18 protein-coding genes are annotated in these 20,269 nt (G+C 71.4%); 12 read left to right on the top strand and 6 right to left on the bottom strand.

Annotated features, from left to right (window positions below; all coding sequences use genetic code 11):
- The first annotated feature begins 128 nt into the window (after positions 1-128).
- Positions 129-1,616 (top strand): MFS transporter, encoded by a 1,488-nt coding sequence (locus ACFU8V_RS00440; RefSeq protein ID WP_126894135.1) that lies wholly within the window; start codon positions 129-131, stop codon positions 1,614-1,616.
- A gap of 13 nt (positions 1,617-1,629) precedes the next feature.
- Here ACFU8V_RS00440 and ACFU8V_RS00435 read toward each other — a convergent pair whose 3' ends face one another.
- Together ACFU8V_RS00435 and ACFU8V_RS00430 are read right to left on the bottom strand one after the other, a co-directional pair.
- Positions 1,630-2,232 carry an antibiotic biosynthesis monooxygenase gene (locus ACFU8V_RS00435; protein ID WP_062765537.1) on the bottom strand — a complete coding sequence of 201 codons (603 nt, stop codon included), beginning with the start codon at positions 2,230-2,232 and terminating at the stop codon, positions 1,630-1,632.
- Positions 2,233-2,386: 154 nt separating this feature from the next.
- On the bottom strand, positions 2,387-3,361 hold the full coding sequence (locus tag ACFU8V_RS00430) for a hypothetical protein (RefSeq protein WP_378868148.1): 975 nt from the start codon (positions 3,359-3,361) through the stop codon (positions 2,387-2,389).
- Between the two features lie 392 nt (positions 3,362-3,753).
- Between ACFU8V_RS00430 and ACFU8V_RS00425 the strand changes: the two genes are divergently transcribed.
- The 4 genes from ACFU8V_RS00425 to ACFU8V_RS00410 all read left to right on the top strand — a co-directional run bounded on the left by ACFU8V_RS00425 (position 3,754) and on the right by ACFU8V_RS00410 (position 8,249).
- Positions 3,754-5,253, top strand: coding sequence for a CoA-acylating methylmalonate-semialdehyde dehydrogenase (locus tag ACFU8V_RS00425; RefSeq protein WP_249520914.1), 1,500 nt, complete (start codon positions 3,754-3,756; stop codon positions 5,251-5,253).
- A 61-nt stretch (positions 5,254-5,314) separates the two neighbouring features.
- On the top strand, positions 5,315-6,496 hold the full coding sequence (locus ACFU8V_RS00420; RefSeq protein WP_303709822.1) for an acyl-CoA dehydrogenase family protein: 1,182 nt from the start codon (positions 5,315-5,317) through the stop codon (positions 6,494-6,496).
- Positions 6,493-7,371, top strand: a complete 879-nt coding sequence (gene mmsB / locus ACFU8V_RS00415) for a 3-hydroxyisobutyrate dehydrogenase (protein ID WP_025105414.1) — start codon at positions 6,493-6,495, stop codon at positions 7,369-7,371. Before ACFU8V_RS00420 ends, mmsB begins: the two co-directional genes overlap by 4 nt.
- Before the next feature lie 101 nt (positions 7,372-7,472).
- A complete protein-coding gene (locus tag ACFU8V_RS00410; protein ID WP_085605491.1) occupies positions 7,473-8,249 on the top strand; it encodes an enoyl-CoA hydratase in 777 nt (258 codons plus the stop codon).
- A 14-nt stretch (positions 8,250-8,263) separates the two neighbouring features.
- Here the strand turns inward: ACFU8V_RS00410 and ACFU8V_RS00405 are convergent, their stop codons facing one another.
- Genes ACFU8V_RS00405 through ACFU8V_RS00395 form a run of 3 tightly spaced genes read right to left on the bottom strand, consistent with a single transcriptional unit; the run spans position 8,264 to position 9,710 of the window.
- On the bottom strand, positions 8,264-8,707 hold the full coding sequence (locus tag ACFU8V_RS00405; protein ID WP_025105416.1) for a YdeI/OmpD-associated family protein: 444 nt from the start codon (positions 8,705-8,707) through the stop codon (positions 8,264-8,266).
- On the bottom strand, positions 8,704-9,174 hold the full coding sequence (locus ACFU8V_RS00400) for an SRPBCC family protein (protein WP_126894130.1): 471 nt from the start codon (positions 9,172-9,174) through the stop codon (positions 8,704-8,706). The genes ACFU8V_RS00405 and ACFU8V_RS00400 overlap by 4 nt, the downstream gene beginning before the upstream one ends.
- A complete protein-coding gene (locus ACFU8V_RS00395) occupies positions 9,174-9,710 on the bottom strand; it encodes a MarR family winged helix-turn-helix transcriptional regulator (protein WP_025105418.1) in 537 nt (178 codons plus the stop codon). Before ACFU8V_RS00395 ends, ACFU8V_RS00400 begins: the two co-directional genes overlap by 1 nt.
- Positions 9,711-9,885: 175 nt before the next feature.
- On the opposite strand from ACFU8V_RS00395, the gene ACFU8V_RS00390 reads away from it, so the two are divergent.
- The 5 genes from ACFU8V_RS00390 to ACFU8V_RS00370 are packed head-to-tail and all read left to right on the top strand — an operon-like array spanning position 9,886 to position 14,935.
- The gene (locus ACFU8V_RS00390) at positions 9,886-10,662 is read left to right on the top strand and encodes an electron transfer flavoprotein subunit beta/FixA family protein (protein WP_025105419.1); all 777 of its coding nucleotides are present in this window, start codon (positions 9,886-9,888) and stop codon (positions 10,660-10,662) included.
- 1 nt (position 10,663) lies between these two features.
- The gene (locus ACFU8V_RS00385) at positions 10,664-11,635 is read left to right on the top strand and encodes an electron transfer flavoprotein subunit alpha/FixB family protein (RefSeq protein WP_025105420.1); all 972 of its coding nucleotides are present in this window, start codon (positions 10,664-10,666) and stop codon (positions 11,633-11,635) included.
- A gap of 2 nt (positions 11,636-11,637) precedes the next feature.
- Positions 11,638-13,293, top strand: a complete 1,656-nt coding sequence (locus ACFU8V_RS00380) for a cytochrome b/b6 domain-containing protein (RefSeq protein WP_378868139.1) — start codon at positions 11,638-11,640, stop codon at positions 13,291-13,293.
- Between the two features lie 3 nt (positions 13,294-13,296).
- The gene (locus ACFU8V_RS00375; protein ID WP_315109185.1) at positions 13,297-13,770 is read left to right on the top strand and encodes an ASCH domain-containing protein; all 474 of its coding nucleotides are present in this window, start codon (positions 13,297-13,299) and stop codon (positions 13,768-13,770) included.
- Between the two features lie 13 nt (positions 13,771-13,783).
- The gene (locus ACFU8V_RS00370; protein ID WP_378868136.1) at positions 13,784-14,935 is read left to right on the top strand and encodes an acetyl-CoA C-acetyltransferase; all 1,152 of its coding nucleotides are present in this window, start codon (positions 13,784-13,786) and stop codon (positions 14,933-14,935) included.
- A 52-nt stretch (positions 14,936-14,987) separates the two neighbouring features.
- On the opposite strand, the gene ACFU8V_RS00365 is transcribed toward ACFU8V_RS00370, so the two are convergent.
- A complete protein-coding gene (locus tag ACFU8V_RS00365; protein ID WP_025105423.1) occupies positions 14,988-15,497 on the bottom strand; it encodes a GNAT family N-acetyltransferase in 510 nt (169 codons plus the stop codon).
- A gap of 130 nt (positions 15,498-15,627) precedes the next feature.
- On the opposite strand from ACFU8V_RS00365, the gene ACFU8V_RS00360 reads away from it, so the two are divergent.
- The gene (locus ACFU8V_RS00360; RefSeq protein WP_025105424.1) at positions 15,628-16,188 is read left to right on the top strand and encodes an acyl-CoA thioesterase; all 561 of its coding nucleotides are present in this window, start codon (positions 15,628-15,630) and stop codon (positions 16,186-16,188) included.
- Positions 16,189-16,252: 64 nt separating this feature from the next.
- Entirely contained in the window at positions 16,253-19,927 is a 3,675-nt protein-coding gene (locus tag ACFU8V_RS00355; protein ID WP_378868131.1) for a proline dehydrogenase family protein, read from the top strand.
- The last annotated feature ends 342 nt before the right edge of the window (positions 19,928-20,269 follow it).

Genomic DNA, 20,269 nt, shown 5'->3' with positions numbered 1-20,269 from the left:
GATGGAGCCATTCGCGCGATTCGAAGCGGTAGCGTGCCGACGGCCCCGGGTCAAGCGGATGCGGCGGATTTCCGGGAGGAGTAAACCGGATCCGGAACGAAAGCGTGTCCCGCGAGAAGGAGGCCCCCATGTCCGCGTCCGACGTCACCGTCAAGGAGGTCCGGTCGCTCGTCCCCGCGCGCATGGACCGGCTCCCCTGGTCGCGCTTCCACTGGATGATCGTCGTCGGACTCGGGTTCTCCTGGATCCTCGACGGCCTCGAGGTGCAGATCGTCGCGGCCAACGGCTACGCGCAGACGCTGGGGATGGGCCCGGCCGAGGTCGGTCTCGCCGGCACCTGCTACCTGCTCGGACAGGTTTTCGGCGCCCTCGTGTTCGGCCGTCTCGCCGACCGCCTCGGCCGCAAGAACCTCTTCCTGCTCTCGCTCGGGGTGTACCTCGTCGGGTCGGCCGTCGCCGGGCTCGCGTTCGCCCCCTGGTTCTTCTACATCTGGCGCTTCGTCGCCGGGGCGGGCATCGGCGGTGAGTACGCGGCCATCAACTCGGCCATCGACGAGATCATCCCCGCGAAGTACCGCGGCCGGGTCGACATCGCCATCAACGGCACCTACTGGGGCGGTGCGGCCCTCGGCGCGGTCGCCAACATGTTCTTCCTCAACACCGACATCCTGCCCGCCGACATCGGCTGGCGGCTGAGCTTCTTCCTCGGCCCGATCCTCGGCCTCCTCATCATCTGGCTGCGGCGGCACATCCCGGAGAGCCCGCGCTGGCAGATGACGCACGGCCGCGAGGAGGAGGCGGAACGCAACGTCGACGAGATCGAGGAGCGCATCCGCAAGGAGGGCAAGACGATCGAGCCCGTCGACGAGAGCAAGGCCATCACGGTCAAGGAATACGGCAGCGTCCCGTTCCTCGTGATCGCGAAGGTGCTGTTCAAGAAGTACCCGCGGCGCACGCTCGTCGGCATCACGATGATGGTCACGCAGTCCTTCCTCTACAACGCGATCTTCTTCACGTACGCGCTCGTGCTGGAGAACTTCTACGACACCCCGCCGGCATCCGCGTCGCAGTACTTCATCGTGTTCGCGGTGGGCAACCTCGCCGGCGCCCTCATCCTCGGCCACTTCTTCGACACGTGGGGTCGTCGGCGGATGCTGTTCGGCACCTACGTGCTCGCGGGACTGATCCTGCTCGTCAGCGCCTTCCTCTTCAACGCGGGGGTGCTGAACGCGGGCACGCACACGGCGTTCTGGTGTGCATCGTTCTTCTTCGCCTCGGCCGGCGCGTCCGCCGCGTATCTGACGGTGAGCGAGATCTTCCCGCTCGAACTGCGCAGCCAGGTGATCTCGTACGTCTTCTCGATCGGGCAGCTCGTCGGCGCCGTCGCTCCGGTGCTCTACGGCGCCCTGATCGGAGCGAGCGCGGAGTCTGGCGACCGCGGTCCGCTGTTCTGGGGCTACGTGCTCGGTGCGGCCATCATGATGTTCGGCGGCGTCGTGTGCGGTGTCTTCGGCGTCAGCGCCGCCGGGAAGTCGCTGGAGGACATCGCCGATCCGCTCTCGCTCGTCGAACCGGCGAAGAAGGGTGTCACCCCGGGTACGGAGTCCGGCTCCTGAGAAGGCGGTTCCGCTAGCGGGCGAGCCAGTTCCGCAGGGAGCGCGTGACGAACGGCAGCACCCAGTACGTCATGATCGGCGTGAGCACGAGGGTGGTGATGAGCACGCGGAGCCACAGCGGCACGGCGTCCCATCCCGGCACCGGGCTCATGGCGTAGGTGAACGCGAGGTTCACGGGGAAGAAGCCGAGCCAGATCGAGACGGCCTGCTTCCACCGCGGCGGCGCGGGGGCGACGGTCACGGTGCTGGTCGTGCCATCCGGGTCGACGACGGGGATGGATCCCGTGGACGGCTCGTCGAACCACCCCTCGATGCCGGAGCGGCGCTTGGACCGCTCGCTGCGGACGAAGCCCTGGCCCATCGACAGCCACCACGCGCGTTCGCCGGACTGCTCCCACGCGGTGAGCGCGTCCTCGCTCGCGAAGCGGTAGAGCATGTGCCAGACCTGGGAGTCCTCGCCGGCACGGACCCAGCCGGAGCCGAGGAACCCCGGGTACTTCGTCGCCAGGTTCACCCCGGTCTGCACCCACGCGGTGGCCTCGGCGATGCGCTCCGGGTCGACCTCGCGGCGGATGGAGACGGTGACGGGTTCGGAGACGGGCGCGGATGCGGACATGGTGCGGTCCTCGGGGGTGAGCGGCGTCGGGGTGCGGACGCGGGGTGGCGGCGCCAGGGTCGCGGCGCCTGGTCGATTCTAGTTCCCGTTCGAGTCGCGCGATTGGCTGTGAATCCGGCCCGGATGCCGCCATTCGCGCGATTCGAACGCGGGGTCACCGCCCCAGCGCCGACGCCACACGGCGGATCAGTTCCTCCGGTCTGTGGAGGAGGGGTGCGGTGACCTCGATCACCGTCCACCCGGCAGCCCGCAGCGCCGCGACCCGCTCGACATCCCGTGCCCACTGCGCGCCGTGCACCATGCCGTGGTACTCCGCCGCGACGCGTTCGGCCTCCCAGACCATGTCGACGCAGGCGAGGAAGCGGCCTCGGTCGTCGAACACGTCCACGTTGAGCTGGGGCTCCGGGATCCCGGCCGCGACCAGGACGCACCGCAGCCGGCTCTCCCGCGGCGACCACGAGTCCTCCCGCACGAGCTCGACCGCCTCCCGCAACCGTGCCGCCCCGCGCCTCCGCCCAGCCGCCAGCATCTCCCGCAGCTCATCGATCGTCGCCCAGGGCTGCCGCGTGACATCCGGCCGCCCGACACCCGGTCTCCAGCGCCGGCAGAAGTAGTCGCCGAGGGCCACGAGGTCCACCAGCGGCAGCGTGCCGAGGGAGACCCAAGTCGCGGCGGGGGAGCTCACCCGGAGGCCGTCCCGATAGCGGATCGAGGTGAGGCTGGACAGTGTGCGGTGCCCGGTCACGCCGCGGGCGCGGGGGAACGGGATCCCGCCGGACGCACTGACGTGGAGGGCGAGGTCGTCCTCCGTCGCGATGCCTCCGTGATCGTCGAAGGCGAGCGGCAGGGGGCCTCCCCAGATCGACACGGCGGTCTCGTGACTGAAGAAGTGTCCCGTGTGCAGGATCGGGGCATAGGACTGCGCTCGTGCCACCCGCGCGTGCCGCTGCCGCTCGTACGGGTCTGCGATATCGGGCCCGGGAGCCGGGCGGGGGTACACGCGGACCCCGTGGAACGGAGCCTCGAGGTCGGATCCGCGCAGCCGTCCGCGACTCAGGCCGTGCAGTCGCGCCGTCCGGACCGCGAAGTCCGCCTCGAAGCGGGCCGGAAGCTGCTGTCGTCGTCCCATGCCCCCACGCTCCCACCCCGGCGGCCGGGGCGGGGTCGGTCTCCACAGCCCCGGTTCGAATCGCGCACTGTGCTCCATCCCCGGCCGAAATGGAGCAAAGCAAGCGATTCGAAGGAAGAGAAGACCCCCGCCGACCCGATTCGGCGGGGGTCTCGGGAGCGAGAGTGCTCACCGTGTGCACGGGAGACGCGACTACCCGATCCGGTCTGAGTCTGTGCCGTGCATCTGCAGTTGTAATCGGCCCGGATGTCCGGCGGGTGAACGGCCGGAGAACGGCCGGCGGCGGCATCCGAACGCACGGCGACGAGAGATGCAAGGACGTCCTCGTATTTTCTCGGTTGTCGGAGTAAACTCGCCGATGTGCCAAAGACGGCACGGAGGGATGTCGCACAATGACCCGTACTATCCCGCACTTCGTGGGCGGAACGCATGTCACCCCGGAAGACGGCCGCTTCGCCGACGTCTTCGACCCGAGCACCGGAGCCGTGCAGGCCCGGGTGCCGCTCGCGTCCGCGGAGGAGGTGCGCCGCGTCATCGGGAACGCGGAGCAGGCACAGGCCGCGTGGGCGGCGACCAACCCGCAGAAGCGCGCCCGCGTCCTCCTGCGGTTCCTCGACCTCGTGCAGCAGGAGATGACCTCGCTCGCCGAACTCCTGGCGAGCGAGCACGGCAAGACCGTCGACGACGCCAAGGGCGACATCCAGCGCGGGCTCGAGGTCATCGAGTTCTCCGCCGGAGCCCCGCACCTGCTCAAGGGCGAGTACACCACCGGTGCCGGGGCGGGCATCGACGTGTACTCGATGCGGCAGCCGCTCGGGGTCGTCGCGGCGATCACGCCCTTCAACTTCCCCGCCATGATCCCCCTGTGGAAGGCCGGGCCCGCGCTCGCCGCCGGCAACGCCGTGGTGCTCAAGCCCAGCGAGCGCGACCCCTCGGTGCCGGTGCGCCTCGCCGAGCTCTTCCTCGAAGCGGGGTTGCCGGCCGGCGTCCTCAACGTGGTGCACGGCGACAAGGAGGCGGTGGACACGCTGCTCACCGACGACCGGATCCGCGCGGTCGGTTTCGTCGGCTCCACGCCCATCGCCGAGTACATCTACGCCACCGCGGCCGCCCACGGCAAGCGCGCGCAGTGCTTCGGCGGCGCGAAGAACCACATGATCGTGATGCCGGACGCCGACCTCGACCAGGCCGTCGACGCGCTCATCGGCGCCGGCTACGGCTCCGCAGGGGAGCGGTGCATGGCCATCTCGGTCGCCGTGCCGGTCGGCGAGGAGACCGCGGACGCCCTCGCCGCCAAGCTCGCCGAACGCGTCGCTCAGCTGCGGGTCGGCCCTTCCCTCGCGGCGGACGTCGACTACGGACCCCTGGTCACGCGGGCAGCCGTCGAGCGGGTGGAGGGCTACATCCAGCAGGGGATCGACGAGGGCGCGACGCTACTCGCCGACGGCCGCGGCTTCACGGTCGACGGGCACGAGAAGGGCTTCTACCTCGGACCGACCCTGTTCGATCACGTGACGACCGACATGGCGATCTACCGCGAGGAGATCTTCGGCCCGGTGCTCGTGATCGCCCGCGCCGCCGACTACGAAGAGGCGCTGCGCATGGCCTCCGAGCACGAGTACGGCAACGGCGTCGCCATCTTCACGCGCGACGGTGACGCCGCCCGCGACTTCGCCGCACGCGTGGAGGTCGGGATGGTGGGCGTGAACGTGCCCATCCCGGTGCCGATCGCCTACTACACGTTCGGCGGCTGGAAGCGCAGCGGTTTCGGCGACCTCAACCAGCACGGCGCCGACGCCTTCCGCTTCTACACGAAGACCAAGACGGTGACGAGCCGCTGGCCGTCGGGGATACGCGAGGGCGCCAGCTTCGTCATCCCCACCATGCATTGACCCTTCGACCGGCTCAGGGCCCTTCGACAGGGCTCAGGGACCCATATCTCAAGGACACGCGATGACCATGACCACCGTCACCACCACCGATGAGGAGCGCGAGGCGATCCTCGACGCCGTGCGAGAGTTCGCCGATGCGGAGCTCGCCCCGTTCGCCGCGGAACGCGACGAGAAGCACCTGTTCCCGCGGGAGTCGCTGCAGCGCGGCGGCGAGCTCGGCCTCGGCGGGATCTACGTGAGCGAGGAGTTCGGCGGCACGGGCCTCACCCGCGTCGACACCGTCGCCATCTTCGAGGAGCTCGCCAAGGCCGACCCCGCGGTGGCCGCCTACATCTCCATCCACAACATGGTGGTGTGGATGATCGACACCTACGGCGACGACGAGCAGCGGTCGCGCTGGCTGCCGTCGCTGACCGCCATGCAGGAGTTCGGCGGCTACTGCCTCACCGAGCCGGGGGCCGGATCCGACGCGGCGAACATCGCGACCAGCGCCGTCCGCGAGGGCGATGAGTACGTGCTGACCGGGGTGAAGCAGTTCATCTCCGGAGCCGGTGAGGCCGCGGTGTACGTCGTCATGGCGCGGACCGGCGAGCCGGGAGCCCGCGGGATCAGCGCCTTCCTGGTCCCCGGCGACGCGGAGAACCTGAGCTTCGGTGCTCCGGAGAAGAAGATGGGGTGGCACGCGCAGCCCACCCGGCCCGTGATCATGGACGGCGTGCGGGTGCCGGCGTCCGCGATGCTCGGCGACGAAGGACGCGGTTTCGCGATCGCGATGTCGGCGCTCAACGGTGGCCGCCTCAACATCGCGGCGTGCTCTCTCGGTGGCGCGCAGGCCGCGCTCGACAAGGCCGTGCAGTACGTGCACGAGCGCGTCGCGTTCGGGGAGCCGCTGGCGGAGAAGCAGTCGATCCTCTTCGCGATCGCCGACATGCGCACCGACCTGCAGGCCGCGCGGCTAATGGTGCGCGACGGCGCGCAGGCGGTGGACGAGAAGGCGCCGGACGCGACGATGCGCTGCGCGATGGCCAAGCGCTTCGCGACCGACGCCGGCTTCGAGGTGGCCAACCGCGCCCTCCAGCTGCACGGCGGCTACGGCTACCTGCAGGACTACGGCATCGAGAAGATCGTCCGCGACCTCCGCGTGCACCAGATCCTCGAGGGGACAAACGAGATCATGCGCCTGATCGTCGGCCGGGAGATGCTGCGACCCGCGGGGTCGACGTCGATGCGGAGCGCATCATGACCCGCGTCGCCTTCCTCGGGCTCGGGCACATGGGGCTGCCGATGGCGAAGAACCTCGTCGCCGCCGGACACGAGGTGCACGGCTTCGACCTCGTGCCCGCGGCCATCGAGGCGGCGCGAGCGGCCGGGATCCCCGTGGCGGCGAGCGGCGCGGAGGCGGTGGCGGACGCGGAGGTCGTGGTGACGATGTTCCCGGCGGGGAAGCACGTCATCGAGGCCTACCGCACGGAGCTGCTGGCGGCCGCGCGCCCCGGGACGCTGTTCATCGAGTCGTCGACCATCGCGGTGGACGAGGCGCGGGCCGCCCATGCGCTCGCGCTCGCCGCGGGCCACCGGCACATCGATGCTCCGGTATCCGGAGGTGTGGTCGGGGCGGAGGCCGGGACCCTGGCGTTCATGGTCGGGGGCTCCGACGACGACTTCGCGGCGGCGCTGCCGCTGCTGGAGATCATGGGGAAGCGCATCGTGCACTGCGGCGGACCGGGACTCGGACAGGCGGCGAAGGTCTGCAACAACATGGTGCTCGCGGTGTCGCAGATCGCCGTCGCCGAGGCGTTCGTGCTGGGCGAGCGGTTGGGGCTCGAGCATCAGGCCCTGTTCGACGTGGTGTCCCAGGCGTCGGGGCAGTGCTGGGCGCTCACCACGAACTGCCCCGTGCCCGGTCCGGTGCCCACCAGCCCCGCGAACCGGGACTACCAGCCGGGGTTCGCGGGCGCCCTCATGGCGAAGGACCTCGGTCTCGCGCTGCAGGCCATCGAGCAGACCTCGACGGACGCGCGGATGGGTCGTCTGGCGCAGGAGCTGTACGCCGCCTACGCCGCCGGCGACGGCGCCGCCCGTGACTTCTCCGGCATCATCACGGAGATCCGCGGCTGACTCCCGCTTTCGAATCGCCTGAATGGTCGCAAATCCGGCCGAAATGCAGCAAATCGGGCGATTCGAAGGGGAGGGTGGATGACGACAGGAAGGCGGGAGCGATGACCGAGTACGAGACGATCCTGGTGGAGCAGCGCGGACGGGTGGGCTGGATCACCCTCCACCGACCGGAGGCGCTCAACGCGCTGAACAGCCGGCTCGCCGAGGAGGTCACCGCGGCCGCGCAGGCCTTCGATGCGGATGACGGCGTCGGGGCCATCGTCGTGACCGGCTCCGAGAAGGCCTTCGCGGCCGGCGCCGACATCAAGGAGATGGAGGGCATGTCCGCGGCGGAGATGCTCGAGACCGACCACTTCGGCGTCTGGCACGACTTCGCGGCCGTGCGCACCCCGGTCATCGCGGCGGTCTCCGGGTTCGCGCTCGGCGGCGGCTGCGAGTTGGCGATGATGTGCGACATCATCCTCGCCGCGGACACCGCGAAGTTCGGACAGCCCGAGATCAACCTCGGAGTGATCCCCGGCATGGGCGGCACCCAGCGGCTCATCCGCGCGGTGGGGTACTACAAGGCGGCGGAGCTCGTGCTGTCCGGCCGCTTCATGGGGGCAGAGGAGGCCGAGCGCTCCGGACTCGTGTCCCGTGTCGTCCCCGCGGCGGATCTCCTCACCGAGGCGACGACGCTGGCCGAGACGATCGCGTCGAAGTCGCTGCCGTCGGTCTACGCCGCCAAGGCCGCGCTCGATGCCGCCATGGAGACGACGCTGTCCGAGGGCCTCGCCCACGAGAAGCAGGCGTTCGCGGCGCTGTTCGACACGCACGATCAGAAGGAGGGGATGGCGGCCTTCCGCGAGAAGCGCACGCCGGACTTCCAGAACCGCTGACCGCGGGGCACGGGTCAGCCGCGCAGGGACTCCACGATCTTCGCGATCCGGCGCTCGCGCGTCGCCTCCTGCTTGGCCTCGGCGACCGCCCTGGCGTGCTCCTTGCGCGCCGACGGGGAGAGGGCGTCGAACGCCGCGCGCACGGCCGGATCGGCGTCGAGGGCGGCGGCCAGTGCTGGCGGCACCTCGACCACCCGCTCCGCGGTGTCGAGCCGGATGACGGCGTCGACCTCCTGATCGATCTCGACACCGAGGTCCGCGCGGGCGGCCTTGCTGAGCCCGATCATGTTCTCGCCGCCCATGCGGGCCAGGCGCAGGCGCGCGGTGCGCCCGCCGATCGTGACCGCGACCGGGAAGGCCTTGCCGGCGCCGAAGGACGCCACCTGCTCGTCGGTGAGGAGGATCGCCGCGGCGGGGCCGCGACCGGTGAGGACGGTGTGCACGCGCAGTTCGCTCATGCAGGAAGAGTACGCCCGCCATCCTCGATCGCGGCGACCAGAGCGGTGTTGCGTTCGGCGATCAGGCGCTCCATGTAGCGGCCGAGCACGAGGGCGTCGACGACGCGGCCGAGGAGCCCGAAGGGCGACCGGAACACGATCGTGTCGCGCATGAGGGTGCCGCGCGGATGCTCCTCGAACACGTGCTCGTGCCGGAGGTCGCGGAACGGTCCGTCGATCTGACGGTCGGTGAACCGATGCGGCGCGTCGATGTCGAACACCACGGAGCGCAGGCGGAACGGGATGCCGAAGTGCCGCGCGCGCCAGGTGACCGTGGACCCCTCGCTGAACGCGCCGCCTGCGGGCTCCTCGATCATCGTCTCGTCGTAGCGCGCCATCGACTGCAGATGCAGCTCCGGGTCCAGTGCTGCGGCGAACACGACAGGGCGCGGTGCCGCGATCACGGTCTCGAGCACGAACCGGGGCATCAGAGCGGTTCGGGGAGGGGGCGCGGGTCGATGAAGTCGCCGGCGTCACGACGCAGACGGGCGACGATGGCGACGAGCTCGGCGGCGTCGGCCTCGCTCATGCCGGGGTCGGCGAAGACGTCGGCGTTGAGGGCGGTCGTGGCGCGCTCGACGAGATCGCGGCCGTCGTCGGTGAGGGCGAGCATCGCCGCGCGTCCGTCGTGCGGGTGCGGTTCGCGGACGACGAGGCCGTCGCGCACGAGGCGCTCGGCCGTGCTGGTGATGGTGGTGGCGTGGACCTGCAGCCGTGCGACCACGCTCGACAACGGCAGGCGTCCGGCCCGGCTGAAGGCGAGCAGCCGCAGGACCTCGTAGCGGGCGAAGCTCAGCGCGAAGGGCTTGAGGGCCGCGTCGACACGGGCGAGGAGGAGCTGCTGGGCGCGCATCACCGAGGTGACCACCGTCATGCCGTCCGCGGCCTCGGTCCAGCCGTGCGCGATCCACTGCCGCTTCGCCTCGGCGAGCGGGTCGACGGGAAGCGGGCGGGGTCGGACCACGTCTCTACGGTACCGGGGGAGTCCGCCCCCGGCTGTCAGCGGCGAGCCGCGGGGCCCGACTGTCGACTATGTATACATTGGCGGCCGAAATCGGGGGTACCACCTGCGGGTCCCTCCGCCTTTGGCTACATAGAAGAGCGTGCGGATAGACTCAGCGTGTCGTGAGGAGCATTCGATGAAGATCTTCGTCCTGGTCAAAGAGGTACCGGACACCTATGGCGATCGCACGTTGAATCTCGAGACCGGACTCGCCGAACGCGGGGCCGGGGATGTGGTCCTCGACGAGATCACGGAGCGGGCCCTCGAGGTCGCCCTGGCCCACGCCGACAAGAACGAGGGCACCGAGGTCGTGGCCCTCACGATGGCGCCCGAGAGTGCGACGGCATCCGTGCGCCGGGCCCTCGCGATCGGTGCCGCCTCCGCGATCCACATCGTCGACGAGCAGCTCGTCGGCGCCGACCTGGGTCTCACTGCCGAGGTGCTCGCCGCCGCGATCCGCCGCGGCGCCCCCGACCTCGTCATCACCGGCAACCTGTCCACCGACGGCGCCGGCGGCGTCCTCCCCGCCATGCTCGCCGAACACCTCGGCTGGGCGCAGGCCACCGCCCTCACCGCGGTCGAGATCACCGCCGAGGGCGTCTCCGGTACCCGGGGTGCCGATGCGGGCAACCAGCAGGTGACCGCGCCGCTGCCCGCCGTGATCTCCATCACCGAGGCGCTCCCGGACGCCCGGTTCCCCAACTTCAAGGGCATCATGGCGGCGAAGAAGAAGCCGCTGGAGGTGCTGTCCCTCGCCGACCTCGACCTGTCGGCCGACCCGGCGGCGGCGCCGCGCACCATCATGACCGCGGTCTCGGAGAAGCCCCCGCGGGCCGCCGGCGTCAAGATCACCGACGAGGGCGATGCCGCCGAGAAGCTCGTCGAGTTCCTCGTGCAGAACAGGCTGGTGTGACATGGCGTACCCCGAGAACCCGATCCTCGTGCTCCTCGACGTCGACCCGTCCGGTGCACTCACCAGCAGCACCGCCGGACTCCTCGGCGCGGCGGCAGGCATCGGCACACCGGTCGCGGTGATCGTCGGCGGTTCCGAGGCGGCGGTCGCCACGGCCGCGGAGGCCGGAGCCGCGGTCGTGCTCACGGCCGACGGCGACCCGTCCGCGCTGACGGTCCCGATCGTCGACGCGCTGCAGGCCGCCGCCGCGCAGGTGCATCCCGCGGCCGTCCTCATCTCGAACTCGATCTCCGGACGCGATGTCGCCGGCCGGTTCGCGGTGCGGACGAAGAGCGCGCTCGCCGTGGACGCGGTCGGGGTCTCCCGCGACGACGAGGGCATCGTCGCCCACCACTCGGTCTATGGCGGGGCGTATCTCGTCGACGCCGCCGCGACGTACGGCACGCTCATCGTCACGCTGCGCCAGGGTGCGGTGGAGGCCAGGGCCGAGGCGGTCGCCTCCCCGCAGGTCGAGCAGCTCGCGGTCACTCCGTCCGGAGCGGTCGCCGCGACGGCGGGCCCCGTCGAGACGGTCGAGGCCACCTCGTCCCGGCCCGAGTTGCGCGGAGCGACCCGCGTCGTGTCGGGCGGCCGGGGTCTCGCCTCGAAGGAGAAGTTCGTGCTCGTCGAGGAGCTCGCCGACGCCCTCGGAGCCGCGGTCGGCGCCTCGCGCGCCGCCGTCGACGCGGGCTACATCCCGCAGTCCCACCAGGTCGGGCAGACCGGGGTCTCGGTGTCGCCGCAGCTCTACGTCGCGCTCGGGATCTCCGGCGCGATCCAGCACCGCGCCGGCATGCAGACGTCGAAGAACATCGTGGCGATCAACAAGGACCCGGAGGCGCCGATCTTCGACGTCGCCGACTTCGGCATCGTCGGCGATGTGTTCACGATCGTGCCGCAGGTGATCGCTGCGCTCGAGGCGCGGAAGAAGTAGCCATGGCGACGCGGGTGCTGCGCCGCGGGCTTCCGCGGGTGCCGGGCGGCGAGCCGTGGCCGCCCGCCGAGGTGACGGTCGAGACCGTCGATGCGGCCGAGGTGGCCGCCGTGGTCGAGGTGGCCGCCGTCGAGGCTCCGGTGTCGGCGCCGACGGAGCGCCTCGAGGGCACGGCCCCCGAGGTCGAGGCCGCTGTCGCGACCCCCTCTCTGCCGGAGGACGCCGCCCCGCGCCCGACTCTCCGTCGGGGCCTTCCGCGCGTCCCGGGCGGCGAGCCGTGGCCGCCGGCCGAGGCCGCGCCGGCGGTGTCGGCCGTCGCCGCGGTGCCTGCCGAGACGTCACGTGCCGCGGTCACGGCGCCCGACGCTCCCGCTGCCGAGCCGGCTGCCCCCGTGCCCGTCGCCGAGCCGGCTGCCGCCGCGCCCGTTGCCGCCGCGACGCCCGCTGCCGCGTCGTCCGCCGGAGGCGAGAGCGTCCGTCGGGGACTGCCCCGTGTCCCGGGCGGCGAACCCTGGCCGCCCGCGGCGACCGTGCCTGCGCGGGCGACCGCCGACACCTCCTCGGCCGTAGCAGCGGACGCCCCCGCGATCGCGGAGACTCCGGCTCCGGCCGCGGCACCCGCGACGGCGGAACCCGCGGTCCCCGGCACCGCGCTCGCCCCGGCCGCCGACATCAGCACGCCGCTGCCCTGGACCCGCACGGTCTGGAACGGTCGTGCCCCCCGACACCTCCCGGCCGCCGCCTCGACCACCCCGACCGCTCGCCGGCGCCCGACCTGGACCCAGGCGATCGCGGCGCTGTTCGGTGCCGCCGCTCTCGGTGTGCTCGCGGCCGCGGCCGTGGCCCTCGTCCGCACGCTGCTGAGCCTCCCCTTCATGCAGGACTTCCTGGCCGCCTTCCCGGGCGAGTACGAGCCGCCGATCCCGGTCGAGCCCGGCTTCGCGCCGTGGGTCAACTGGGCGCACTTCTTCAACATGTTCCTGATCGTGCTGATCATCCGCTCGGGGCTGCAGGTGCGCACGGAGAAGCGTCCGAGCGTGTTCTGGACGCCGCGGAACAACCCGAAGGGCAAGATCAGCCTGAACCTCTGGTTCCATCAGGCGCTCGACATCCTGTGGCTGCTGAACGGTGTGATCTTCGTGGTGCTGCTGTTCGCCACGGGGCACTGGGTGCGGATCGTGCCGACGAGCTGGGAGGTCTTCCCGAATGCGCTGTCGGCGGCGCTGCAGTACATCTCGTTCGACTGGCCGCACGAGAACGGCTGGAACAACTACAACAGCCTGCAGCAGCTCGCCTACTTCGTCACCGTCTTCCTCGCGGCACCGCTCGCCGCCGTCACCGGGTTCCGCATGTCGGGGCTCTGGCCCAAGAAGGCGGAGCGCCTGTCGAAGGCGTATCCGGTGGAATGGGCGCGCGCCCTGCACTTCCCGGTGATGCTCTACTTCGTGGCGTTCATCATCGCGCACGTCGCGCTCGTGATGCTGACCGGCTTCCTGCGCAACCTCAACCACATGTTCGCCGCGCAGGATGCCGCGACGTGGACGGGGTTCTGGGTGTTCATCGCCTCGCTCGTCGTGATCGCGATCGCGTGGGTCGCGGCGCGGCCGCTCGTGCTCGCGCCGATCGCGAAGGTGTTCGGCAAGGTCTCGGGGCGCTGATCTATGACCGACCGCACCGCCATCGAGGAGTACTGGCGCGACGCCCGCATCGCGCTGCCGCACCTGCCCGAGGCCCTTCCCGAGGCGTGGGGTTTCGGTGCGACGCCGGAGCACGCCGACGAGCTCCTGGAGCTCGTGCTCCGCGGCATCAAGGTGGGCACCGCGTCCTCCGTCTGGGACTACGAGGAGACGGGGGATCCGCTGCCGACCGTCGGCGAACTCAGCATCATCCTCGACGGAACCGGCGCCCCGCGCGCCGTGATCGAGACCACGGCGATCGACATCGTGCCGTTCGACGAGGTCGACGAGGCGCACGCGTTCGCCGAGGGGGAGGGGGATCGCACGCTCGCGCACTGGCGCGAGGTGCACGAGCGCTACTGGCGCACCCACTCCGAGAACCCGCGCGGCTATGAACCCGACATGCCGGTGCTGTGCGAACGCTTCCGGCTGCTCCTGCCGGCCGGCACGGAGGACTGAGAAGAGGGAGATCATGGCAGAGGCCTACATCGTCGACGCGGTCCGTTCGCCGGTCGGACGCCGTGGCGGCGCTCTCGCGGAGATCCACCCCGCCGACCTCGGCGCGCACAGTCTGCGGGCCCTCGTCGACCGGACCGGCATCGACCCCGGCGCCGTGGACGACGTGATCCTCGGAGCCATCGATGCGATCGGGGGGCAGGCCGGGAACGTCGCGCGCACCGCGCTGCTCGTCGCCGGCTTCCCGGAGCACGTGCCCGGCGTGACGATCGACCGCCAGTGCGGATCCAGTCAGCAGGCCGTGCACTTCGCCGCGCAGGCGGTGCTCAGCGGCACCAGTGACCTCGTGATCGCCGGCGGGCTGCAGAACATGTCGCGGATCCCGCTCACGGCCGCCGCGACCGTCGGCCGGGAGTACGGCTTCACGACGCCGTACGCCGAGTCGCCCGGATGGCAGGAGCGCTACGGCGACCAGGAGATCTCGCAGTTCCGGGGCGCGGAGCTCATCGCCGAGCGGTGGGACATCTCGCGGGAGGAGATGGAGCGGTACGCGCTGGAGAGTCACCGCCGGGCGGCCGTGGCCCAGGACGAGGGGCGGTTCGCGGCGGAGATCGCGCCGCTCGCCGGGCTCGACCACGACGAGGGCGTGCGCCGGGACACCACTCTGGAACGCATGGCCGGACTGCCGCCGCTCGCGCCCGGGGGACGGATCACCGCCGCGGTCGCGTCGCAGATCAGCGATGCATCGAGTGCCGTGCTCATCGCCAGTGCGCGGGCGGTGCAGGAGCACGGCCTCACCCCGCGGGCCCGCATCCACCACGTCTCCGTCCGCGGCGACGACCCCGTGCTCATGCTCACCGCGCCGATCCCGGCGACCCGGCACGCGCTGGAGCGCACCGGGCTCCGGATCGAGGACATCGACCTGTTCGAGGTCAACGAGGCGTTCGCCTCGGTCGTGCTCGCGTGGATGCGCGAGACCGGTGCGCCGCACGAGAAGGTCAACGTCAACGGCGGCGGCATCGCGCTGGGGCACCCGATCGGCGCGACCGGCACCCGCATCCTCGCGACCCTGCTCAACGAGCTGGAGCGCACCGGCGGTCGGTACGGCCTGCAGACGATGTGCGAGGGCGGCGGCGTCGCGAACGTCACGATCATCGAACGCCTCTGAGTGCAGACGAAAGGGCCGCCCCGCGGGGCGGCCCTTTCGGTGAAGACGAGGGTCAGGGGCGCACGAAGCGGACCTCGGTGAGCGTCTCGCCGAGGAACGGCTCGGTGTGCGCGGCGCCGTCGAGGTGGAATCCGTTGCGCGTGTAGAAGCGGTGCGCGCGGGGGTTGTCCTCGGCGACCCAGAGGTAGAGCGGCTCGTCCTTCTCGACGGCCGCATCGAACAGCTTCTGCCCGATGCCGGTCGAGTGGTACGCGTCGAGCAGGTAGATGAAGTACAGCTCGCGGAACGCCGGGGCGTCCTTGTCGCGGGCCGGACCCGAGCCGACGAAGCCGACGATCTCGCCGTCGACGAGCGCCGCGTTCATTTTGAAGTCGGGACCCTGCGCCGCCCAGTGCGTCCAGAGCTCGGCCATCCGGCGGGGGGAGACCTTCTCCAGAGCCGCCTTGCTGATGAGGTGATCGTAGGTCTCGTGCCAGCACTGCGCATGCACGCGACCGAGGGCTTCCGCATCCACATCACGGACCGGACGGACGATGACTTCGGGCTGGGCTTCGGCGCTCATGCGGTGACTCTACGGCGGGTCCGTGGAAATCGGAAATCGGGACGACGGCCCCCGAGAGGCACTCCGACGGCATGGAGGAATCGGACAACGAAGTTCGACCGTCGTGCGCGGATGGCTACGATCAGTCCTCGTGAACGTGATCTGGCGGACCCTCCTCGTGATCCTCGGTGCGCGTCGCCGCGTGCGTCAGGGGAAGACCCTCGACCCCACCGCCGTCGGCACCGTGACGGTGACCACCCTGCCGACCGACCTCGACATCCTCCGCCACATGAACAACGGCCGGTACCTGTCGCTGTTCGACCTCGGGCGCTGGGACCACCTCATCCGCACGGGGCTGTTCGACGTGATGAAGGAGCAGGGCTGGTACGCGGTCGTGTCGAGCGAGACGATCACCTTCCGCAAGTCGCTCCAGCTCTGGCAGCGGTTCGAGGTGCAGTCCCGGTTCATCGGGCACGACGAGAAGGCCCTGTTCCTGGAGCATCGCGCCGTGGTCGGCGGCGAGGTCTACGCCCGGGCCATCGTGCGGGCCCGCGTGCTGCGGCGCTCCGGCGGCACGGTCAGCAACGAGGAGCTCTTCGCCGCGGTGGGCAAGCCCGACGGGGTTCCCGAGATCGACGCGTGGGTGCACGACTGGGCGGCCGCGTCCGCCCTGCCGCCCGTACGCACCCCCGCCCCCAGCATCTGGAACTGACCCGACTCCGGCCCGCACGGTCGGGCACCCCGGGATTCCGCGACCGGAGACCTAGGGTGGTCACATGGCAGAGTCGTCGTCATCCTCCGCGGAGGCGGGGGCATCCGCATCCCTCGCCGATCAGGCCGTCGAACTCGCGCGCCGCTGGGTGATCGAGGCGGCCGCAGCCGACGTCGACCCCGCAGCGGAACGCCTCGCCGGAGTCCTGCGCGACGCCAACGGTCTGCCGTTCACCCTCGGTTTCGTCGACGGCGTGATGCGGCCGGAGAGCCTGACCGCCGCGGCCGCCCAGCTGCGCCGGATCGCGCCCATCGTGCCGGAGTTCCTGCCGTGGTACCTGCGCTCCGCCGTGCGGCTCGGCGGCGGCGTCGCCCCGGTGCTGCCGACCCCGGTCGTCCCCCTCGCGCGGCGGGCGCTGCGCGAGATGGTGGGGCACCTCGTGGTGGACGCGCGGCCCGCGAAGCTCGGACCCGCGATCGAGAAGCTGCGGGAGTCGGGCTCGCGCCTGAACCTCAACCTCCTCGGGGAGGCGGTGCTGGGCGAGGCGGAGGCGCAGCGGCGGCTCGACGGCATCCATGAGCTCATCCGGCGTCCGGACGTCGACTACGTGTCGGTCAAGGTCTCCGCCATCGTCAGCCGCATCTCGATGTGGGGCTTCGACGAGGTCGTCGACCGGGTCGTGGAGCGGCTGCTCCCGCTGTACGTGACGGCTGCGGCAGACGGCACCTTCATCAACCTCGACATGGAGGAGTATCGCGACCTCGACCTCACGATCGCCGTCTTCACGCGGCTCCTGGAGGATCCGCGGCTCACCGGGCTCGAGGCCGGGATCGTGCTGCAGGCCTATCTGCCCGACGCGCTCCCGGCCCTCCAGGAGCTCACCGCTTGGGCGCAGGACCGCGTGATCCACGGGGGAGCCCGCATCAAGGTGCGCCTCGTGAAGGGCGCGAACCTCGCGATGGAGCACGTCGAGGCGACGCTGCACGGGTGGACGCCCGCGCCCTACGACACGAAGCTCGACACCGACGCCAACTACCTGCGCTGCCTCGACTGGGCGCTGCGGCCCGAGCACACGTCGGCCGTGCGGATCGGCGTGGCCGGCCACAACCTCTTCGGCATCGCCCACGCGTGGCTGCGGGCCGGGGAGCGGGGCGTCCGCGACGCGGTCGAGTTCGAGATGCTGCTCGGCATGGCTCAGGGGCAGGTGCAGGCGGTGTCCCGCGAAGTCGGTCCGGTGCTGCTGTACGTGCCGGTCGTGGCGCCCGCCGAGTTCGACGTGGCCATCAGCTACCTCGTGCGGCGGCTGGAGGAGAACGCGTCGTCCGAGAACTTCCTCTCCGCGGCGTTCCATCTGCACGACGATGAGACGCTCTTCGCCCGAGAGGCCGACCGCTTCCTCGACGCGCTCGACCGGGCGGCCGACCCCGCCCTCGCCCTCGGGCCGCGGCGCACGCAGGACCGCCTCGCGCCGGTGCACGAGTCCGTGCGGCCGGCGCCGGTCAGCCCGGTCGCGGAGGCCGATCTCACCAAGGCCGTGCTCGGCATCGTGCGCGGCTCGGACGACGCCGACACCGGCGCCTACCTCGAGACCGCCGTGTACGCGGCGCGCGAGCGTGGGGAGGACACCGGGGGCGCCCCGGGCTTCGCGAACACGGCCGATACGGATCTCGCGCTCCCCGCCAACCGCGAGTGGGCGGCGGGGATCCGCGCACGGCTCGCGGACTCGACGGTCGGGACGGAGGTCCTGGACGCGGCCCGCGTCGACGACGCCGACGACCTCGGCCGCATCGTGCGCGGTGTGCAGGGTGCGGCGGCGGCCTGGGGTGCGCGTCCTGCAGCCGAACGGGCCGAGGTGCTGCTGCGCGCAGCGGCGGCGCTCGAGTCCCGGCGTGCGGAGCTGATCGAGGTCGCGGCGGTGGAGACGGGCAAGGTCTTCGCCGAAGCCGATGTCGAGGTGAGCGAGGCCGTCGACTTCGCCCGGTACTACGCCGCGACCTGCCGTGAGCTCGACGCGATCTCCGGCGCCGTGTTCGTCCCCGCCCGCGTGACCGTCGTCGCGCCGCCGTGGAACTTCCCCCTCGCGATCCCCGCGGGTGGCGTGCTGGCGGCGCTCGCCGCAGGCTCCGGCGTGGTCCTGAAGCCCGCCCCGCAGGCGCGGCGGTGTGCGGCGGTGCTCGTGGAGGCCCTGTGGGACGGTGGCGTGCCCCGTGAGGCTCTCGCTCTCGTCGACATCGAGGAAGGCGACCTCGGGCGTGCCCTCATCACGGACGAGGCGGTGGACCGGGTGATCCTCACCGGGTCGTGGGAGACCGCGGCGCTGTTTCGCTCCTGGCGTCCCGACCTGCCCCTGCTCGCGGAGACCAGCGGCAAGAACGCCATGATCATCACGCCCTCGGCCGATCTCGACCTCGCCGTGGCCGACCTCGTGAAGAGCGCGTTCGGTCATGCGGGGCAGAAGTGCTCCGCGGCGTCCCTCGCGATCCTCGTCGGGCCGGTGGGGCGCTCGCAGCGTTTCGCCCGTCAGCTCTCCGACGCTGTCCGCTCGCTGCGTGTCGGGTGGCCCTCGGATCCGCTCGCCGAGGTGGGCCCGGTCATCGAGAAGCCCGAGGGGAAGCTCGCCTGGGCCCTCTCCGAGCTGGAGGGCGACGAGCGGTGGCTCATCGAACCCGCCCTCGACTCCGCCGACGACGGCAGCGGCCGGCTGTGGCGCCCGGGCGTGCGGGTCGGCGTGCAGTCCGGCTCCCGCTTCCACACCGAGGAGTTCTTCGGACCGGTCCTCGGGGTCATGCACGCGCCGACCCTCGCCAAGGCCGTCGACCTGCAGAACGCCGTCGCCTACGGTCTCACCGCGGGTCTGCGCACACAGGACCCGGACGACCTCTCCTTCTGGCTCGACCGTGTGCAGGCCGGGAACCTCTACGTCAACCGCGGCACCACCGGGGCGATCGTGCAGCGGCAGCCGTTCGGCGGGTGGAAGCGCTCCTCCGTCGGCGCCGGTGCCAAGCCGGGCGGGCCGAACCACCTCATCGGACTCGGGTCGTGGCGCGCCCAGCACGGGGCCCCGGCGTCGAGCACCCTCCATCTGCGGGGGCTCGACTCCCGGATCACGGGGCTCATCGAGGCGGCGCAGCCCTCCCTCCCGTTCGAGTCGTTCGAGTGGCTTCGGCGATCCGCTCTGTCGGACGCGTTGGCCTGGGACCGGGAGTTCGGCCGGGTGCGGGACGTCTCGCGGCTGGAGATCGAGCGCAACCTCTTCCGGTATCGGCCCGTACCCGTGGAGATCCGCGCCACCGAGGACGCCGCCCTGCACGACCTGCTGCGGGTCGTGATCGCGGGAGTGCGCGCGGGGGCGGGCTTCGTCGTGTCCACTCCGGTCGGGCTTCCGGCGGGCGTGCGGCATGCTCTGGGTGACCTCGACGCCGTGGTGTTCCTGGAGACGGAGGTCGAGTGGCTCCAGCGGATGCAGGTGGCCGAGGAGTCCGGGGCCGCGGGAGATGCGGGTGTTCCGGTGCTTCCGCGGCATGGGCGCGTGCGGCTCGTGGGCGGACGGGAGTCGGTGGCGGCGCTGCGCTCCGCGCTGGCGGTGGCCACCGGCGGTGACCCGGACCTCGCTGTGTACGACGCGGAGGTGACGGCGGCGGCCCGCATCGAGCTCCTCCCGTTCGTGCACGAGCAGTCCGTCTCGATCACCGCCCACCGCTACGGAAACCCCGACCCCTGGAGTGCCTCCGTCATCTGACCCCCGGCCGTTTCGGTGCGGGGGCGATAACGTGCCGCTCCGGTCCGTCAGGGGTCCGTTTCTGATCCCGGCCCGCCGCGGTGCCCCGCCCATCTCGGGTGTGGGGGCGAAAAGGCCCCGCGTGGGGCCGCCCGGGGTGTGTTTCTGATCCCGGCCAGCCGAGGATGCCGCGCCCGTCTCGGGTGCGGGTGCGAATGGGTACCCGGTTTGGAACCCCCAGGGGTCCGTTTGTGATCCCGTCGCCAGGGTTCCGCGCCCCTTTCGGGTGCGGGGCAAAAACGTGCCGCTCCGGGCTTCCGGGGGTGCGATCCTGATCCCGCCCGTGCCGAGGGGTGCCGCGCC

This window comes from Microbacterium sp. NPDC057658 (assembly GCF_042799975.1).
In the GTDB taxonomy this organism is placed as follows: Bacteria; Actinomycetota; Actinomycetes; order Actinomycetales; family Microbacteriaceae; genus Microbacterium.
Note: the sequence above shows the minus strand (reverse complement) of the source record. Positions and strands in the feature narration are given on the sequence as shown.

Bases quoted from the DNA above. Each gene is read 5' to 3' on its own strand.
- ACFU8V_RS00440 (WP_126894135.1), top strand. From the start codon at position 129: ATGTCCGCGTCCGACGTCACCGTCAAGGAGGTCCGGTCGCTCGTCCCC.
- ACFU8V_RS00435 (WP_062765537.1), bottom strand. From the start codon at position 2,232: ATGTCCGCATCCGCGCCCGTCTCCGAACCCGTCACCGTCTCCATCCGC.
- ACFU8V_RS00430 (WP_378868148.1), bottom strand. From the start codon at position 3,361: ATGGGACGACGACAGCAGCTTCCGGCCCGCTTCGAGGCGGACTTCGCG.
- ACFU8V_RS00425 (WP_249520914.1), top strand. From the start codon at position 3,754: ATGACCCGTACTATCCCGCACTTCGTGGGCGGAACGCATGTCACCCCG.
- ACFU8V_RS00420 (WP_303709822.1), top strand. From the start codon at position 5,315: ATGACCATGACCACCGTCACCACCACCGATGAGGAGCGCGAGGCGATC.
- mmsB (WP_025105414.1), top strand. From the start codon at position 6,493: ATGACCCGCGTCGCCTTCCTCGGGCTCGGGCACATGGGGCTGCCGATG.
- ACFU8V_RS00410 (WP_085605491.1), top strand. From the start codon at position 7,473: ATGACCGAGTACGAGACGATCCTGGTGGAGCAGCGCGGACGGGTGGGC.
- ACFU8V_RS00405 (WP_025105416.1), bottom strand. From the start codon at position 8,707: ATGAGCGAACTGCGCGTGCACACCGTCCTCACCGGTCGCGGCCCCGCC.
- ACFU8V_RS00400 (WP_126894130.1), bottom strand. From the start codon at position 9,174: ATGCCCCGGTTCGTGCTCGAGACCGTGATCGCGGCACCGCGCCCTGTC.
- ACFU8V_RS00390 (WP_025105419.1), top strand. From the start codon at position 9,886: ATGAAGATCTTCGTCCTGGTCAAAGAGGTACCGGACACCTATGGCGAT.
- ACFU8V_RS00385 (WP_025105420.1), top strand. From the start codon at position 10,664: ATGGCGTACCCCGAGAACCCGATCCTCGTGCTCCTCGACGTCGACCCG.
- ACFU8V_RS00380 (WP_378868139.1), top strand. From the start codon at position 11,638: ATGGCGACGCGGGTGCTGCGCCGCGGGCTTCCGCGGGTGCCGGGCGGC.
- ACFU8V_RS00375 (WP_315109185.1), top strand. From the start codon at position 13,297: ATGACCGACCGCACCGCCATCGAGGAGTACTGGCGCGACGCCCGCATC.
- ACFU8V_RS00370 (WP_378868136.1), top strand. From the start codon at position 13,784: ATGGCAGAGGCCTACATCGTCGACGCGGTCCGTTCGCCGGTCGGACGC.
- ACFU8V_RS00365 (WP_025105423.1), bottom strand. From the start codon at position 15,497: ATGAGCGCCGAAGCCCAGCCCGAAGTCATCGTCCGTCCGGTCCGTGAT.
- ACFU8V_RS00355 (WP_378868131.1), top strand. From the start codon at position 16,253: ATGGCAGAGTCGTCGTCATCCTCCGCGGAGGCGGGGGCATCCGCATCC.